At 70.4% G+C, this 16433-nt stretch carries 17 protein-coding genes; 8 read left to right on the top strand and 9 right to left on the bottom strand.

Translation table 11 applies throughout. The annotated features are described in order from the left end of the window. The first annotated feature begins 32 nt into the window (after positions 1 to 32). Positions 33 to 1649, top strand: coding sequence for an FAD-binding oxidoreductase (locus ACRC20_RS06855; protein ID WP_438685606.1), 1617 nt, complete (start codon positions 33 to 35; stop codon positions 1647 to 1649). Then, on the top strand, positions 1646 to 2527 hold the full coding sequence (locus ACRC20_RS06850; RefSeq protein ID WP_438685605.1) for a diacylglycerol kinase family protein: 882 nt from the start codon (positions 1646 to 1648) through the stop codon (positions 2525 to 2527). Before ACRC20_RS06855 ends, ACRC20_RS06850 begins: the two co-directional genes overlap by 4 nt. A gap of 114 nt (positions 2528 to 2641) precedes the next feature. On the opposite strand, the gene metE is transcribed toward ACRC20_RS06850, so the two are convergent. Both metE and ACRC20_RS06840 read right to left on the bottom strand, forming a co-directional pair. After that, complete coding sequence (gene metE / locus ACRC20_RS06845; protein ID WP_438685604.1) at positions 2642 to 4909, bottom strand: 5-methyltetrahydropteroyltriglutamate--homocysteine S-methyltransferase; 2268 nt, start codon at positions 4907 to 4909, stop codon at positions 2642 to 2644. A 141-nt stretch (positions 4910 to 5050) separates the two neighbouring features. Continuing rightward, a complete protein-coding gene (locus ACRC20_RS06840) occupies positions 5051 to 6235 on the bottom strand; it encodes a pyridoxal phosphate-dependent aminotransferase (protein ID WP_438685603.1) in 1185 nt (394 codons plus the stop codon). Between the two features lie 118 nt (positions 6236 to 6353). Here ACRC20_RS06840 and ACRC20_RS06835 point away from each other — a divergent pair, with 118 nt between their 5' ends. Genes ACRC20_RS06835 through ACRC20_RS06820 form a run of 4 tightly spaced genes read left to right on the top strand, consistent with a single transcriptional unit; the run spans position 6354 to position 7931 of the window. Beyond that, complete coding sequence (locus tag ACRC20_RS06835) at positions 6354 to 6530, top strand: hypothetical protein (RefSeq protein WP_438685602.1); 177 nt, start codon at positions 6354 to 6356, stop codon at positions 6528 to 6530. Positions 6531 to 6589: 59 nt separating this feature from the next. Then, a complete protein-coding gene (gene moaC / locus ACRC20_RS06830; RefSeq protein ID WP_438685681.1) occupies positions 6590 to 7024 on the top strand; it encodes a cyclic pyranopterin monophosphate synthase MoaC in 435 nt (144 codons plus the stop codon). Continuing rightward, positions 7021 to 7497: a MogA/MoaB family molybdenum cofactor biosynthesis protein gene (locus tag ACRC20_RS06825; RefSeq protein ID WP_438685680.1), complete on the top strand. Its 477-nt coding sequence runs from the start codon at positions 7021 to 7023 to the stop codon at positions 7495 to 7497. Before moaC ends, ACRC20_RS06825 begins: the two co-directional genes overlap by 4 nt. Then, entirely contained in the window at positions 7494 to 7931 is a 438-nt protein-coding gene (locus ACRC20_RS06820; RefSeq protein ID WP_438685601.1) for a molybdenum cofactor biosynthesis protein MoaE, read from the top strand. Before ACRC20_RS06825 ends, ACRC20_RS06820 begins: the two co-directional genes overlap by 4 nt. Positions 7932 to 8085: 154 nt before the next feature. On the opposite strand, the gene ACRC20_RS06815 is transcribed toward ACRC20_RS06820, so the two are convergent. From ACRC20_RS06815 to ACRC20_RS06795, 5 genes are all read right to left on the bottom strand, one after another. Continuing rightward, positions 8086 to 8994: an alpha/beta fold hydrolase gene (locus tag ACRC20_RS06815; RefSeq protein ID WP_438685600.1), complete on the bottom strand. Its 909-nt coding sequence runs from the start codon at positions 8992 to 8994 to the stop codon at positions 8086 to 8088. Positions 8995 to 9108: 114 nt separating this feature from the next. Further along, a complete protein-coding gene (locus tag ACRC20_RS06810) occupies positions 9109 to 9945 on the bottom strand; it encodes a transglycosylase family protein (RefSeq protein WP_438685599.1) in 837 nt (278 codons plus the stop codon). A 417-nt stretch (positions 9946 to 10362) separates the two neighbouring features. Beyond that, entirely contained in the window at positions 10363 to 10614 is a 252-nt protein-coding gene (locus ACRC20_RS06805) for a MoaD/ThiS family protein (protein WP_438685598.1), read from the bottom strand. Between the two features lie 23 nt (positions 10615 to 10637). Next, positions 10638 to 11738: a GTP 3',8-cyclase MoaA gene (moaA, locus tag ACRC20_RS06800; protein WP_438685597.1), complete on the bottom strand. Its 1101-nt coding sequence runs from the start codon at positions 11736 to 11738 to the stop codon at positions 10638 to 10640. A 55-nt stretch (positions 11739 to 11793) separates the two neighbouring features. Next, positions 11794 to 12300, bottom strand: a complete 507-nt coding sequence (locus ACRC20_RS06795; RefSeq protein WP_438685596.1) for a flavin reductase family protein — start codon at positions 12298 to 12300, stop codon at positions 11794 to 11796. Between the two features lie 135 nt (positions 12301 to 12435). On the opposite strand from ACRC20_RS06795, the gene ACRC20_RS06790 reads away from it, so the two are divergent. Further along, on the top strand, positions 12436 to 12861 hold the full coding sequence (locus tag ACRC20_RS06790) for a cold-shock protein (protein ID WP_438685679.1): 426 nt from the start codon (positions 12436 to 12438) through the stop codon (positions 12859 to 12861). Between the two features lie 103 nt (positions 12862 to 12964). On the opposite strand, the gene ACRC20_RS06785 is transcribed toward ACRC20_RS06790, so the two are convergent. Both ACRC20_RS06785 and ACRC20_RS06780 read right to left on the bottom strand, forming a co-directional pair. Continuing rightward, positions 12965 to 13519, bottom strand: coding sequence for a DUF2771 family protein (locus ACRC20_RS06785; RefSeq protein WP_438685595.1), 555 nt, complete (start codon positions 13517 to 13519; stop codon positions 12965 to 12967). Between the two features lie 37 nt (positions 13520 to 13556). Continuing rightward, positions 13557 to 15326 (bottom strand): MFS transporter, encoded by a 1770-nt coding sequence (locus ACRC20_RS06780; protein ID WP_438685594.1) that lies wholly within the window; start codon positions 15324 to 15326, stop codon positions 13557 to 13559. Positions 15327 to 15368: 42 nt separating this feature from the next. Between ACRC20_RS06780 and ACRC20_RS06775 the strand changes: the two genes are divergently transcribed. After that, positions 15369 to 16427, top strand: coding sequence for a DUF3027 domain-containing protein (locus ACRC20_RS06775; protein ID WP_438685593.1), 1059 nt, complete (start codon positions 15369 to 15371; stop codon positions 16425 to 16427). Positions 16428 to 16433 lie beyond the last annotated feature (6 nt).

The raw sequence follows: 16433 nt of genomic DNA, 5'->3' as shown, positions 1-16433 counted from the left end.
ACATCTTGACAGTATGTGTAAAACTGTAACGCATGGCCGATGATATTGCCCACCGCCTGCCCCTCCCGACGATGCGATGGAACGCGTGGGGGGTGGCCGCCGACCAGACGCACCTGTCCGAAGGGATCAAGGGGCTGCTCGCCGCCGCGCTCGGGGTCGCCGGGCCGCCGAGCGCGTCGCCCGCGCCGGACTCGGTGCGGTTGGCGGACTCGCTCGTCGGCGAGGCCGACCTCGCGGCCTTCGCCGAGATCGTCGGAGCGGAGCACGTCAGCGCGGAGCCCGGCGACCGGCTCCCGCGCGCAGGCGGCAAGAGCACCCCGGACCTGCTACGCCGCAAACAAGAAGAGCAGGACGCGCCGGACGCGGTGGTGCTCCCCGGCGACGAGGGCGAAGTCGCCGCCGTGCTGGCGTATTGCGAGGAGGCCGGGATCGCCGTGGTCCCCTTCGGCGGCGGGACCAGCGTCGTCGGCGGCCTCGACCCCGTCCGGGGCGGCTCCCGCGCGGTGGTCGCGCTCGACCTGCGCCGGTTCGACAAGCTCGTGGCGCTGGACGAGGTCTCGCAGCTCGCGACGCTGCAGGCCGGTCTCACAGGCCCGCAGGCGGAAGAGCTGCTCGGCGGGCGAGGCTACCGGCTCGGGCACTATCCGCAGAGCTTCCAGTTCGCGACCATCGGCGGGTTCGCCGCCGCCCGGTCCTCCGGGCAGGCCTCCTCCGGCCATGGCCGTTTCGACGAGATGGTCGTCGGGCTCACGGTCGTCGCCCCGCGCGGGACGCTCGTGCTCGGCCGGGCGCAGAAGTCCGCCGCGGGGCCGGACCTCCGGCAGGTGTTCCTCGGCTCGGAAGGCGTGTTCGGCGTGATCACCGAAGTTGTCGTCCGAGTGCGGCCCAAGCCCGCGAGCGTGCGCAGGCAGGCGTGGCGGTTCCCCGACTTCGCGAGCGGCCAGACGGCGCTCCGCGTCGTGGCGCAGAGCGGTTTCCGCCCCACGACGATGCGGCTGTCCGACGAGATGGAGACCGGGGTGAACCTCGCGACGACGGCCAAGATCGGCGACGGGGACTCGCCGGGCGGGGCGCTGTCGGTGACCACGTTCGAGGGCCCGGAGGACGAGACCGCCGCGTTCGCGGAGCTCACCGCCACGGCCTTCCGCGCTGCGGGCGGGACCGAGCTCGGCCCGGCGCTCGCGGATTCCTGGGACGCGGGGCGCTACTCCGCCCCCTACCTGCGCGACGCGCTCCTCGAGGCGGGCGCGGGATGCGAGACCTTGGAGACGGCGGCCATCTGGAGCAAGGTGGACGAGGTCAAGGCCGCCGTCACCGGCGCGCTCCTCGAAGCGCTCGCCGCATCCGGATCGAAAGCTCTGGTCATGTGCCATATCTCCCATGTGTACCCGACGAGCGCCTCCCTGTACTTCACCGTGGTCTACGCGATGGGCGCGGACCCGATCGCGCAATGGGCCGAAGTGAAGCGGGCCGCGTCGCAGGCCATCGTCGACTCGGGCGCGACCATCAGCCACCACCACGGGGTGGGGGCCGACCACCGCGCGTGGCTCGCCGACGAGGACGGCGAGGCGGGCGTCGCGATGCTGCGCGCGGTCAAATCGGCGCTGGACCCGAACGGGATCCTCAACCCTGGGAAGCTGATCCCGTGAGCCAGTTCGATCCGGTCGGGCGGATTCGTTCTGCGGAGCTGTTCGTCAATCCTTCCGCCGCGCAGGCGGGCGAGGCGGCGCGCGCGGTGCTGGACGACTACGGGATCGAGGCGGTCTGCGGGCCCGCGGACGCGCTGGTCGTGGTCGGCGGCGACGGCACGGTCTCCAGGGCCTTGCCTGCGGCGCTGCGCCAAGGCGCGCCGGTCGGGCTGATCCCCTCCGGCACCGGCAACGACCTCGCCAGAGAGTTCGACATCCCAAGGCACGATCCGGAGGAAGCCGCGCGGATCGTCGCACGGGGGCGGACCCGCTCGTTCGACGTCGGCTCGATCCTCGTCGAGGACGAGGGCCGCGAGACCCCGTTCGCCACGGTGGTCGCGATCGGTTTCGACGCGCTCGTCAGCGAGCGGGCGAACCGGATGCGTTGGCCGAAGGGGAAGGCGCGGTACGTCCTCGCCACGTTCGCCGAGCTGGGCCGCCTCGCCCCGCGCAGGCTTCGCTTCGAAGTGGACGGCGAGGTGTTCGAGCACGACGCGGCGCTCGCCGCGATCGGGAACACCAGCAGCTACGGCGGCGGGATGCGGATCTGCCCGGACGCGGACCCTGGGGACGGGCTCCTGGAGCTCACCGTGGTCGAGCACGGGTCCCGTCGGCGCCTGCTGCGCTTCTTCCCGACCGTGTTCGGGGGGTCGCATGTGCGCCTGCCCGAGGTGGCGACCTACCGGGGCGCCTCGATTAGCGTGCGGTGCGTGGACTCGGCGCGCGGGGCGGGTCCTGTGACAGAGCAGCCTTTGGTCTACGCGGACGGCGAACGGGTCGGGACCCTGCCATGCGCGATCACGGTGCGCCCGGGGGCGTTGCGGGTCTTTGTGCCGTGAGCTCAGCCTTTGTCCCGTGGGCGAGGGTCCGGCAAGCCTGGGGGGCAGAACGAGCGAGGCCCGGCAGGAAAATCCTGCCGGGCCTCGCCTCTGCTCTGAGCCAGAGGACTGAGATCAGAGGGTGGCGCGCACCTGCTTGGTCGCCTCCACCAGGTTGACCAGCGAAGCCTTGGTCTCGGCCTCGCCACGGGTCTTCAGGCCGCAGTCCGGGTTGACCCACAGGCGGTCGACCGGCACAGCCGCGAGGGCCTCTTTGAGCGAGGTGACGATCTCGTCCACCGACGGCACGCGCGGGGAGTGGATGTCGTAGACGCCCGGGCCGACGCCGTTCTTGAACCCGGCGGCGTTGAGGTCGTCCAGCACCTCCATGTGCGAGCGGGCGGCCTCGATCGAGGTGACGTCCGCGTCCAGGTCGGCGATGGCCCCGATGACCTCGCCGAACTCGGAGTAGCACAGGTGGGTGTGGATCTGGGTCGAGTCCTCGACTCCGGAGGTGGAGAACTTGAAGGAGCCGACGGCCCAGTCGAGGTAGGAGGCCTGGTCGGCCTTCTTCAGCGGCAGGGTCTCGCGCAGCGCGGGCTCGTCCACCTGGATGACCTTGATCCCGGCGTTCTGCAGGTCGACGGTCTCCTCGCGGATCGCGAGCGCCACCTGGTACGCGGTGTCGCCGAGCGGCTGGTCGTCACGCACGAAGGACCAGGCCAGGATGGTGACCGGGCCGGTGAGCATGCCCTTGACCGGCTTCTCGGTGAGCGACTGCGCGTACTTGCTCCACGCGACGGTCATCGGGGTCGGGCGCTTCACGTCGCCGTAGAGCACCGGCGGGCGCACGCAGCGCGAGCCGTAGGACTGCACCCAGCCGTTCGAGGTGGCGAAGAAGCCCTCGAGCTGCTCGGCGAAGTACTGCACCATGTCGTTGCGCTCGGGCTCGCCGTGCACCAGCACGTCCAGGCCCAGCTCCTCCTGGAGCTTGATGACCGAGGCGACCTCGTCGCGCATGTTCTGCTCGTACTGCTCCTCGGTGATCTCGCCTTTGACGAGCTTCTGGCGGGCGACGCGGATCTCGCGGGTCTGCGGGAAGGAGCCGATCGTGGTGGTCGGCAGCTTCGGGATGCCGAGCGCCTCGTTCTGCTGCGCGATGCGCTGGTCGGCGGGGCCGCGCTGGCCAGCGGTCTCGCGCAGCTTCGCGATCTCGTCGCGCAGCGCCTTGTCGTTCAGGCGCGGGTCGGTCGAACGGGCGGCCTGCGCCTTGGCGCTCGCGTCGAGCTCGGCGGCGATGGCGCCCCGGCCCTCTTTGAGGCCCTTGGCGAGGGTCGCGACCTCGGCGATCTTCTCGTCGCCGAACGCCAGCCAGGAGCGCAGCGTGTCGTCGAGGTGCGTCTCGGGCTTGAGCGAGTACGGCACGTGCAAGAGCGAGCTGGAGGACGAGACGGCGACCTGCACGCCCTTGGCCTTGAGGCCTTCGAGCACGGTCAGCGCCTTGTCGAGGTTGGTGCGCCAGATGTTGCGCCCGTCGACAACGCCCGCCACGAGGAGCTTGCCGTTGAAGTGCACGCCCGCGAGGTGGTCGGCCGAGCCGTAGACCAGGTCGACGGCGATGCCGTCCACACCGCTGGAGAGGACCTTCTCCAGCGCGGAGCCGAGGCCCGCGAAGTAGGTCGCGAGCAGGACCGAGGGGCGGTCGGACGCGGAGGTCAGCTGCTGGTACGCGGAGACCGCGACATCGATGGCGGCCTGGCCCTTGTCGGTCACGAGCACCGGCTCGTCCAGCTGCACCCACTCGACGCCCTTGGCCTTGAGCTGGGCGAGGAGGTCCTTGTAGAGCGGGATGAGCTCGCCGATCCGGCCGAGCAGGTCGCCCTGGCCGTCCACCGGCTTGGACAGCAGGAGGAAGGTCACCGGGCCGACGACGACCGGGCGGGCCGGGACGCCGAGCGCCTTGGCCTCTTCGAGCTCGGCGAAGATCTTGCTCGGGTCGAGGGCGAACTTCGTCGACGGGGAGATCTCCGGGACGATGTAGTGGTAGTTCGTGTCGAACCACTTCGTCATCTCCAGCGGCGCGACCTCCTGGTTGCCGCGGGCGGCGGCGAAGTAGCGGTCGAGGTCGTTCTCGATGCCCTTGACGCGCTCCGGCAGGGCGCCGAGCAGCCACGCGGTGTCCAGGATCTGGTCGTAGTAGGAGAAGGTGTTCACCGGGACGGAGTCAAAGCCCGCGTCCTTCAGCTTCGTCAGGGTGTCGGCGCGGAGCTGCTTCGCGACAGCCGCGAGGTCCTCGGCGCTGGACTTCTTGGCCCAGTACGACTCGACGGCTTTCTTCAGCTCGCGGTTGGGGCCGACGCGGGGGGAGCCGAGCACGGTCGCGCTCAAGGGAGTGAAGGACATGGGATTCTCCTTGTTGTTCTTGGACAGGTCGCAGGCCATCCCTCTTGATGAGGAAGTCTGCATGCGTTGTCGCGTTGGGGGCTCCCGTTCCGACAGTGCTTATCATAATACGAAACAGACGGCTGACCTTGAAGCCGCTGGTCAGCCGTTCAGCTGAGCCAATCGCGCCAGGGCCTCGTCGAGCACCTCGGGCCGCTTGCAGAAGGCGAAGCGCACCAGGCTGCCGTAGAGGTCGTGGCGGTCGGACAGGCCGGCGTAGGGGATGGCGGCGACCCCGACCTCGTTCGCGAGCCAGTGGCAGAACTCGACGCCGTCCGGATGGCCCAATGGGGCCGGGTCGGCGGTGAGGAAATACGTCCCCGTCGCCGGGTACACGAGGAAGCCCGCGTCGGCGAGGCCCGTCGCGAGCCGGTCCCGGTTGTCCAGCAGCGAGGCCCGCAGGCCCCTGATCCAGCCGTCCTGGGTGCGCAGGGCGAGGGCGACGGCCGGCTGCAGCGGGGCGGCCCCGACGAACGTGACGTACTGCTTGACGGCGAGGACCGCGTTCACGAGGCTGGCAGGCCCGCAGACCCATCCGGTCTTCCAGCCGGTGGCGTTGAAGGTCTTGCCCGCGCCCGAACAGCTCAGCGTTCGCTCCGCCATGCCGGGCAGCGCGGCGATCGGACGGTGCTTGAGGCCGTCGAAGATCAGATGCTCGTAGACCTCGTCGGTGAGCACGATCAGGTCGTGCTCGGCCGCGAGGCGGGCGATCTCGCCGAGCTCGTCGTTGGTGAGCACCGTCCCCGTCGGGTTGTGCGGGGTGTTGAGCAGGAGGAGCCGCGTGCGCGGGGTGATGGCCTCGGCGAAGCGGCCGAGGTCGAAGACGAACTTCCCGTCCTTGGGCACGAGCGGCACCCCGACCAGCGTGCCGTGGGCCATCGCGACGGCGGGGGCGTAGCTGTCGTAGCAGGGCTCGAGCGCGACGACCTCCTCGCCCGGCTCGACCAGGGCGAGGATCGCGCAGGTGAGGGCCTCGGTGGCGCCGACGGTGATGAGGATCTCGGTCTCGGGGTCGTACACCGTGCCGTACCGCGTGGCGCGATCGTTCGCGATCGCCTGGCGCAGCGGCAGGTAGCCACGGCCCGGCGAGTACTGGTTCACGCCCTCCGCGATGGCTTTTTGCGCGGCCTCCAGCATGGCGGGCGGGCCGTCGGTGTCGGGGAAGCCCTGGCCGAGGTTGATCGACTGGGTTCGCTTGGCCAGCTCGGTCATCTCCGTGAAGATGGTCGAGGAGAACGGGGCGAGGCGCTCGGCGAGGCCTCGGCGGGCGGCGGTGGGTGTGGTCATAGTCGTCGTTCCTGGCAGTAGGGGAAGCTTGCATCATAGCTCCGGATCGGCGGCTCGTAGGGCCGCGAGCGGGCGTCCAGTCTGAAGAGACTGGATTTGTTCTGGCAGAATGGCGCGCATGGGCAAGAGCGAGAAGAAGCAGTACGTCGATCCGGGCTGGCCGCAGCGCGAGCACCCTGTCTCGGAGCTGGCGACCGACTGGAGCGGCGCGCTGTCGCCGTTCGGCGAGACGGAGTTCCCCCTCCCCGCGGCGCAGCTGCCGTACGTGCATCCGTCCACGCGGATCAACCGCTAACCACGGTGGCCGAGTCCCCCGCTCAGCTCACCCATCTTGACGAGTCCGGGGCGGCCCGGATGGTGGACGTGTCCGGCAAGGAGCCGGGCAAGCGGCGCGCGACGGCGACGGGGCGTTTCCATGCGAGCGAGGCCGCGCTGCGGGCGTTGGCCGACCCGACGGCGAAGAAGGGGGACGCGTTCGCCGTCGCGCGGATCGCGGGGATCATGGCCGCCAAACGGACTTCGGAGCTCATTCCGCTCTGCCATCAGATCGCGCTCACCAAGGTGGCGGTGTCCTTCGAGCTCGACGACTCGGGCGTCGACGTCGAGGCGGTCGCGGAGACCACGGACCGCACCGGCGTGGAGATGGAGGCGCTCACCGCCGTCGCGGTCGCCGGTCTGACGCTGCACGACATGGTGAAAGCCGTCGACCCGGCCTCGTGGCTCGGCGAGGTGCGCGTGGTGCGCAAAGAAGGCGGCAAGACGGGGTTGTGGACGGCAGGGCCGGAATGAGCGCCGCGCCGAGGGCCGTGGTCCTCGTCGCGTCGACCCGCGCGGCCTCGGGCGTGTACGAGGACAGGACCGGGCCGCTGATCGCCGCATGGCTTGCGGAGCGCGGTTTCCAGGCCGCCGTTTTTGTGCGGGCCGACGGCGAGGACTTCGCCGGGACGCTCGCCCTGGAGGTCGCCGGGCAGCCGGACGTCGTGATCACCACCGGGGGGACGGGGATCTCCGTGGCGGACCGGACCCCGGAGGCCACCAAGGCGCTGCTCGACTACGAGATCCCCGGCCTCGCGGACGCGATCCGCAGGTCCGGCGAGAGCAAGGTGCCGACCGCCGTGCTCTCGCGCGGGACGGCGGGGGTGGCGGGGCGCACGCTCGTGGTCAACCTGCCCGGCTCGCGGGGCGGCGTGCAGGACGGGCTCGCCGTTTTGGACGGGGTGCTCGGCCACGCGTTGCAGCAGCTCGCGGGGGGAGACCATTGAGCATGGAGATCGTGCGGGCGCAGGTCGGGGAGGACCCGATCTCGCTCGCCGAGCATGAGGCGCTGGTGTCGCAGGCGGCGGATGGCCATGCGGGCGCGGTGGTCGGGTTCAGCGGGAACGTCCGCGACCACGACGCGGGCCGCAGCGTCCTCGAGCTCGAATACCGGAGCCACCCGACTGCGGGGCAGCGGCTCGCCGAGGTCGTGGCCGAGGTCTCGGCGGGGCGGGCGGGCGTCCGGGCGGTGGCCGCGAGCCACCGGGTGGGCAGGCTGCGGATCGGCGACGCGGCTTTGGTGGTGGCCGTGGCCGCCGACCATCGGGCCGAGGCCTTCGACCTCTGTCGCGACCTCGTGGACGAGATCAAACGCCAGATTCCGGTGTGGAAGCGGCAGCACTTCGCGGACGGCTCGTCCGAATGGGTGGCGGGGGCCTAGTTCGGAAACTGGTCGAGTCGGGAGCGAAGCAGACGAGCAGGGCGCGGACGGCTCGTCCGAATGGGTGGCGGGGGCCTAGTTCGGAAACTGGTCGAGTCGGGAGCGAAGCAGACGAGCAGGGCGCGGATGGAACCTCTGAATGGGTGGCGGGGGCCTAGTTCGGAAACTGGGGGTCGACCGTGCCCGCGAAGGCCAGCAGCCGCTCGGCGAGCGCTTCGGGCTGCTCCTCCGGAAGCCAGTGCGTGCCGCCGTCGATCGTGTGGAACGAAATGTCCGCCCCGGCCTGCCCCGCGCGCAGCAGCGCTCGCTCGCCGAGCAATTGGTCCTGCGCGCCACGGACGAGCAGAGTCGGAAGAGGCGGCGGACCGGGCACGTACGTCCCAGCCGCCAGCTCGGGCCACTCCGAACGGACGAACGTCCGGTAGAGGGCGGACCCGGCGGCGGCCCGTGCGGGGTCGCGATAGCGCTCAAGGAAGACCTCGACGTTCTCCTCGGTCCGCGAGCCGGGGACGACGCCTTTGCTGTAGAGCAGGCGCAGGAAGCGCTGTTTGCCCGCTCGGATGAGCCACGGGCCCAACGCGCTGGCGAGGACGTCCTGATAGAGGAGGGCGCGCGGGCGTTTGGCGGGGAACGAGCTCCACGGCGCGGGCACGGCGACAGAGGCCACCGCCGTGAACGCTTCCGGGTGCAAGGAGGCGGCGACCAGCGAGGACCAGCCGCCCCAGTCGTGCCCGACCAGGACCGGTTTGTCCAGCCCGAGGGCCGCGACCGCGGCGACGATGTCCCTGGCGAGCGTCTTCTTGTCGTATCCCTCGTCGGGCACGTCCGACCATCCGTGTCCGCGCAGGTCGAGCGCGACGACATGGCGGTGCTCCGCCAGCAGCGGGATCACGCCGCGCCACGTCCACCAGTGCTGCGGGAACCCGTGCACGAGCACGACCGCCTTGCCGGGGCGCTTCGCCCCTGCGCCGACGGCATGCCCTGCCTCTGCCACGTGGAAGCGGATCCCGTTGGCTTCGACCCAGCGGTGCTCGACGCCGGGCAAATTCGGCGACTGGTTCATGGCTGCTCCTCGCGTGCGGTTGAGGGGGAGTGCGGGCGGGAAAAGGAAGAGGCCCATGCCGCCATATTTGGCGGCACGGGCCTCTTCGCTGTGCCTTAGGGCCTTGCTACGTCTTTAGACGTTGACCTCGATGCCTTTGTCCTTCGCCGCGTCGACGAAGCTGTCCAGCGAGCCCGCGTCGGCTGCGGCTTCGACGGTCTGGACGTCGTCCGCCGGGGCGGCCTCGTCGGTCTGCGCGACGTCCACGGCCTCCGGAGCTTCCTCCTCCACCGGGGCGGTCTCGGCCACAGGGGCCTCCGCCTCGGGGGCTTCGACCGCAGGAGCGTCGGCGTCGTCGGCCGGGTCGACCGCAGGGGCCGGGGCGCGGAGGTCGTTGGCCGGGCCGATCTGCATCTCGGAAGCGATCTCCGCGAACGAGGCGGCCTGGACGGGTGCCGGGGCGGCCGAGACCGACTTGGCGACAGCCGGGGCGGCGTGGTCGGAGATGGCGTCCTTCTCGACGTTCGAGACCATCACGACGTCCGGGGCGGACTGCTTCGGCTGCACGGTCTCAGGAGCGTGCGGGGCGGGGGCGGCGTTGCGCAGCGTGGCCGCGCCGAGGCCGTGGCCGCACACCGGCCATGCGCCGCGGCCCTGGGAGGCCAGGACGCGCTCGGCGACGGCGATCTGCTGCTCGCGGGTGGCGAGGTTCGCGGCAGGGGCGAACTGGCCGCCGCCGTGCGCGTTCCACGTGCTCGGGGAGAACTGCAGCCCGCCCTGGTAGCCGTTGCCGGTGTTGATCTTCCAGTTGTTGCCGGACTCGCAGGCCGCGACACGGTCCCACTGGTCGTCGGTCGCGGCCTCTGCGGCGCTCGCGAACCACATGCCGGCACCGGTCAGCGCGAGGCCGGAGAGTGCGGCCTTGCCGGCGATGTTGCCGGACTCGCTCTGTTTACGGTGGCGTCCGCTCATAGTGTGTGTTCCTTTCCTTCCCCCGTCTGGTGGGGTTTTCGGGATCCGGCTTCGGAAGACCCAGATGGCTCGAAGGGCTCAATATCGTTGGGTCTCACCGGGAAACCGGGGTGTGTCGGAGGGGTCCGACCTGAGCTGACACTAACGGCTTGCCGCGTCGGAAGCAGCTGCCATTAGAGATCTCTTAGAGTTCGTGGCGGCGCTCCGAAAACGCGAAATTTCCGGGGACCCCTTCATCCCGCCTGGTCAGCTCAGCGTGTCAGCGGCTCGCCCAATCTGTTACCCAAATGTTATTGTGACGAAGCTCATAGTCGTTGGAAACGAAATCTAAGAGAGTTTTTTGTACGAAACCACCAAAGAATCTGGGAATTCGTGTCGAAACCCCCAAGGCGCCTCGGAGCGAACTGCCAGGAAAGGCTAGCCGCCTGAGAAAGGGGGGAGCACATCGACCGTGCCACCGGGGGAAAGGCGCTGCTGGGGGTCTCGCGCGGCCACACTGTTATAGAGGTAGGAGCACGAGGGGAGCACGCCCGCGAGCGCGGGTTTCGCTCGGACGAGCTCGTCGAGCAGCCCGCCGAGGGTGGCTCCCCCCGCGAGCGGCCAGGTCGTCTCCGCCTCGCCTGCGGCCTCCTCCGCCGCCGCGAAGAAGCGAACGGTCACGTCGCCCATGTTGTCCTCGTCCACTGCGCGCCCTACCCGCCGATCGCGCTCATCGGCCGCTCGGGCTGTTGGAACCAGGGGTCGTCCATGCCGTGCCCGGTCCGTTTCGTCCACATGGCCTGGCGCCAGCGCAGCGCCAAAGCCTCGTCGAGGGCCTCTTCGTCCAGGCCTGGCGAGCGGAGCAGCGCCCGCAGGTCGGTCTCCTCGGCGGCGAACAGGCAGTTGCGGACCTGTCCGTCGGCGGTGATCCGGGTCCGGTCGCAGTCGGCGCAGAACGGCTTGGTCACCGACGCGATCACGCCGACCGAAGCCGGGCCGCCGTCCACCAGCCACCGCCCAGCGGGCGCGCTGCCCCGTGGGGCGGGGTCGGGGCTCAGGCGGTGGCGGCTGCCGAGCGCCTCCAGGATCTCGTCGGCGGTGATCATCTCCGCGCGCGTCCAGGACCGCCCCGCGTCCAGCGGCATCTGCTCGATGAACCGCAGCTCGTATCCCGAGGCGAGACAGAGGTCGAGCAGCTCGGCGGCGACGTCGCGCCAATCCTTGCCCCCGGACGAGCCGCGCCGGGTCAGCACGGCGTTGACCTTCACCGGGCGGAGGCCTGCGGCGGAGGCGGCGGCCAGACCCGCGATCACGTCGGCGAACCGGTCCCGCCGGGTCGACTCCGCGTAGGTGGCCGGATCGGCGGCGTCCAGCGAGACGTTCAACCGGTCGAGGCCGCAATCGGCGAGCAGCCGCGCCTTCTGCTTGAGGCCGAGGCCGTTCGTGGTGAGCGAGAGCTCTGGGCGGGGGCGCAGCGCGGCGGCGGCGCGCAGGATCTCGGGCAGCTCCCTGCGCAGCAGCGGCTCGCCCCCGGTGAAGCGGACCTCGGCGACGTGCAGCCGGGTCACGGCGACACGGACGAGCCGGGAGATCTCCTCGGCGGCGAGCAGGTCGTCGTCCGGCAGCCAGGACATGCCCTCCTCGGGCATGCAGTACGTGCAGCGCAGATTGCACCGGTCGGTGAGCGACACCCGCAAATCGGTCGCGGCCCTCCCGAAGCGGTCGAGCATCGGCCCGGTCGTCGGCATGCCCGCGAAGCCTGTCTCCCCGGCTCCGGGTTGCGATCTAGGTAAGCCTAATGCGACGACGGCCATACGCCCAGGGTACGCGGAGTCACGAACGTATGGCGCGGAACCTGGGCGCGTGCAGTCATGAGTGCAAAGAACGGAATCTGGACGCGTGGAAGACCAGCGGCTCCGCGCCGGGGTCGACGGCCAGGGACCGAATGCGCAGCACGACGATGTGGTGGTCGCCTGCGGGGATCTCCTGCTCGACCGCGCACTCCAGCCACGCGGCGGCGTCCGCCAAGAACACCGCGCCGGTGGGCGAGGAGTGCCAGCGCACGTCGTCGAACCGCTTTTCCGCCGGTCCGGCCAGCGCCCTGCCATGGGCGTGCTGATGGCCCGCGAGCACGCTCAGCCCGATGCTCGGGGCGGTGTTGACCTGCGGCCAGGTCTGCGACTCGTTGCGCACGCACACCGAGACCAGCGGCGGGTCGATGGAGACCGAGACGAACGAGCTCGCCGCGAGGCCGACCGGCTCGCCGTCGAGCAGGCGGCACACGGCGACCACGCCGCTGGGGAAGGATCCGTACGCGTCGCGCAGCGCGCGCGGGTCGGCCAAATTGTCGCTGAGGTCGGCGAGATGCAGGACCATGCGTTCAGCCTAACCCGGTTTTTCCGCTTCTCTTTTCGCCGTGGAGGAACTACACTGACCCGGCAAGTTTTCGGTCGTCCCGCCGGCGCTCTCCTTGGGCGCGCTCTGGGACATGGAATGAGAATGGTGATGACTGTGCCCACGGGGAAGGTCAAGTGGTATAGCGCGGACAAGGGCTTCGGCTTTTTGACGCAAGAGGACGGCGATGACGTCTACGTCGGCTCTGCGGCGCTGCCTGCGGGGCTGGATGGGCTCAAGCCCGGGCAGGTCGTCGAGTTCGGCATGGCGGACGGGCGCCGTGGCCCGCAGGCGCTCTCGATCCGCGTGCTCTCCACGCCTGCGGTGGCCGAGGAAGGCCGTGGCCGGGGCCGCTCCGAGCGCCCCGAGCGCCCGACGCAGAAGCACTCTCCCGAGGAGCTGCACGGCATGATCGAGGACATGATCAAGGTCCTCGAGGCGAAGGTGCAGCCCGACTTGCGCCGCAGCAAGAACCCGGACCGGGCGACCGGCCGCCGGATCGCCGAAGTGCTGCGCGCGGTCGCGAAGGAGCTGGAGGGCTAGTCCCGCTTCTCCTTATAGTTACTACGTCATAGTTACTACGTCTTTTCGCGGAACGTCCCCCAGGCCCTCGGCCGTGGGGGACGTTCCGTCTCCGGGTTCGGCCCTAGCCGCTGGCCCGGAGCCCGCCGCAGTCGTCCGCGCAGGCGATCCACACGGCACGGGAGAGCACGTTGTCCTGCGCGGGGTCGAGCACGCGCGAGGGGGCTTCCACGGCCAACGAACGCAGCCGCCAGCCGTCCCCCTTCGGCTCGATCCACGTCGCGAACGTCGGATCCCCCTTTTTCAGGAAGGTCTGGGGCTGGGGGTGGTACACCTGCACGCCTTCGGGGGTCTCGCGGAACCAGACCAGGTCGAGGAGCCAGCCCTTCGCGACGTCCTCGGGGACGGAGACCAGCACCCGGTCGTCCGGGCCTGCCTGGATGCGCGTGGGCTTGCCCGAGCCGGGCGGGGTGCGGCATTCCTTCAAATCGAAGTCGCAGTCGTACACCGGGCGCACCTGCGTGTAGGTCCCGGACGAGATCCACAGCGCGAGCGCGGGCGACTGCTTGGGCGCGCGCAGGGCCAAGACAGTCGAGACGACGGCGACGAGGACCGCGACGACGGCGACGAATCCGAGGACGAACGCTGGTTTTTTGAGCCCCGCGGGCCAGGTCGACATGGGATCAGCGTACGCGGCCCGCGCGCGGCGCTGTGCCTCACGAGCCCGCGCGCGGCGTTGTGCCTCCAGAGCCGGCGTGCGGTGCTGTGCCTCCAGAGCCGGCGTGCGGTGCTGTGCCTCCAGAGCCGGCGTGCTCGGGCCGTTTGCCCCCGAGGTTCGGGACGAACGATCTGCCGATATGGCTCGCGTAGGTTTGCGCGCCGCCCAGCACGAGCACGGCCGAGGCGATGAGGAAGCCCCACTGCAGCTCGGTCGGGGCCAACAGGCCCATCGCGGCCCCGACCACCCAGCTGAGCTGCAGCACCGTTTCGGACCGGCCGAAACCGCTGGCCTGCGACTCCTCCGGGAGATCGTCTTGGATCGAGGCGTCGAGCGCGGTTTTGGACACGGCGGCGGCGAAGCCGACGACGAATCCGGAGATCGCGGCGGTCAGGATGGTGTGGGTGAGCGCGGTGATCGCGCTGACGCCGATGACGGAGCCGAGCAGGGCGAGGATGACCCGCTCGTGCTTGCCGAACGTCGTCTTCGTGCCCATGGCGGTGCCCGCGAACGTGCCGACCCCCGCCGCCCCGCCGATGATCCCGAGCGTGAGCAGCGACTTGGGCCCGCCCTCGTGGTGCGCTTTCGAGAAGAACGCGACATAGAGGAAGAGGTAGCCGACCATCCAGCGGATCGTCCCCGCCCCCCAGAGCCCGGTGATCACGCCCCGCCCGAACGGGACCTTGGTCTTGCCGAGGCCGCGCAGCTTGTCCCACCAGCGCCCGCCCCGCGCCTCGGCGGGCTGGGCCTCCTCGTGGTAGCTCAGCGTGGCGGGCACCTCGCCCTCGGTGATCTCCACCCACTTCGGGATGCGCAGGCACAGCCACGCCCCGAACGCCCCGAACACGATGATGAGCAGCATGCCGCCGGGCTGGTGGAAGAGCTTGCTGGCGACGAACTCCACGACGATGGCGACCGCGCCGCCCGCGATGGACCCGCCGACCAGCGCGAACATGTTGAGCCGCGCGTTGGTGCGCACGAGGTCGATCTCGCTGGGCAGCACGCGCGGGGTGACGGCGGCCTTGAGCAGCACGAACGATTTGCTGAACACCATCATCCCGAGCGCGCACGGGTACAGGACGTACGGGTCGTAGTGCAGTTGGCCGCTCGCCTGGTCCCAGGCGCAGTTGGACGCGATGACCAGGGCGAGCACGGCCCTGCCTGCGAACGAGACGGCGAGCGCGGCGCGGCGGCCCTGCTGGATCCGGTCGAGGAAGGGGCCGATGAGCGGGGCGATGAGGGCGAACGGGGCGATGTTGACCAGCAAGTACAGCAGCACCCGCGTCTGGCTCTCCGCCTTCGCTGCGGCGAAGAAGAGCGTCGAGGCGAGGGCGATGGCCATCGCCGCGTCGCAGGCGCTGTTGACGATGACGGGGTAGGTGAGCGCGGCGAGCCCCGACTGGTCGGCGCCGTCCGCGTTCGCGGCCCTGCGGAACTGGGCGATGCCCTTGGAGGTCAGGTCCTTGCTCTTCGCGGCCATCCTCCGGTGCAGCGGCCTCGGCTCCTCCGGGTCGGCGGCGGGCCCGTCGTCCGCCCGCGCGGCTTCGGGGTCCACTGGCTGCTGCCGGAAGACTCCGCCCTGCACGATCCGGCTCGCCGGGGTGGCCTCAGGCTGTCGGGGCAGCTCGGGGGGCGGTTCGTAGGCAGGCGCGGGCGGCGTTTGGCCCTGTTGGTACGGGGAGAGCCCCCGGTCGGGCGGCAGCGGATACCGGGCCTGTCCCGGATGCGGCATGAGGCGTCGGTCCAGCCCGTTCGGGTCGACCATCATCACCGCCTCGTCTGTCTCGCGTCTTCACGTTATTATGACTGAATGCTCATCACGATGGTGGAGGCTCCGGCCGACGAGGAACTCCTGGTTCGCCTGGAACAGGCGGCCGATCTCGCGGCCGACGCGCTCAAGGCGCGGTTCGGCGACGACGAGTCCCTGGCGGTCGGGGCGCACCTCGGCAGCGCCAGGGAAGGCTCGGCCTCGGTCACGCACTTCTTCGAGTCCCTGCTGCCAGGATACCGGGGCTGGCGCTGGTCCGCCGTGGTCGCGGGCTGCCCCGACCAGGACAAGATCACTGTCAGCGAGGTCGCGCTCCTGCCCGGGCCCGACGCGCTCGTCGCGCCGGAGTGGGTGCCGTGGGAGCGCCGGGTGCAGGCCGGGGACCTCGGCGTCGGCGATTTGTTGCCGACCCCCGCGAACGACCGGCGCCTGGTGCCCGCGCACGCAGGCTCCGGCGACGAGGACTTGGACGAGCTGATGGGCTCCGTCGACATCGGCCGGACCAAGACGCTGAGCATCGTGGGCCGGGCGCAAGCCGCGCAGCGCTGGCACGACGGCCTGTTCGGCCCGTCGGCGCCGATGGCCGTTGTCGCCCCGAAACGGTGCGCGGCCTGCGGCTTCTATGTCCCGCTCGAGGGCTCGCTGTCGGCCTCGTTCGGCGTGTGCGCGAACGAGTACGCGGCGGACGGGCGAGTGGTGGACGCGAACTACGGCTGTGGGGCGCACAGCGACGTCGTCGTCGAGTCGGATGTGTCGATCCCGCAGAAGGCCCAGGTGGCCGGGGGCGTGACCGAGCTCGTCGAGGGCATCGAGATCGTCGCGGAGCCCGTCGTCGAAGAGTCTGAGGCTGTCGCTGAAGAGGCCGTCGCCGTCGTAGAGGCCGAGACTGCCGAAGGGGCTGAGGCTGCCGTCGTCGCAGAGGCTGAGACCGGCGAAGCCGCCGAGACTGTCGCCGACGAGACTGCATTCGCCGAGACTGTCGAATCCGCAGAGACTGAGGCCGTCGCCGAGACTGTCGAATCCGCAGAGACTGAGGCCGTCGCCGAGACTGTCGAATCCGCAGAGACTGAGGCCGTCGCCGAAGCCGCCGAAACCGAATGAGAGCCG

The organism is Segniliparus sp. (genome assembly GCF_051660745.1).
In the GTDB taxonomy this organism is placed as follows: domain Bacteria; phylum Actinomycetota; class Actinomycetes; order Mycobacteriales; family Mycobacteriaceae; genus Segniliparus.
This window is presented reverse-complemented; position numbering and strand designations above follow the sequence as displayed.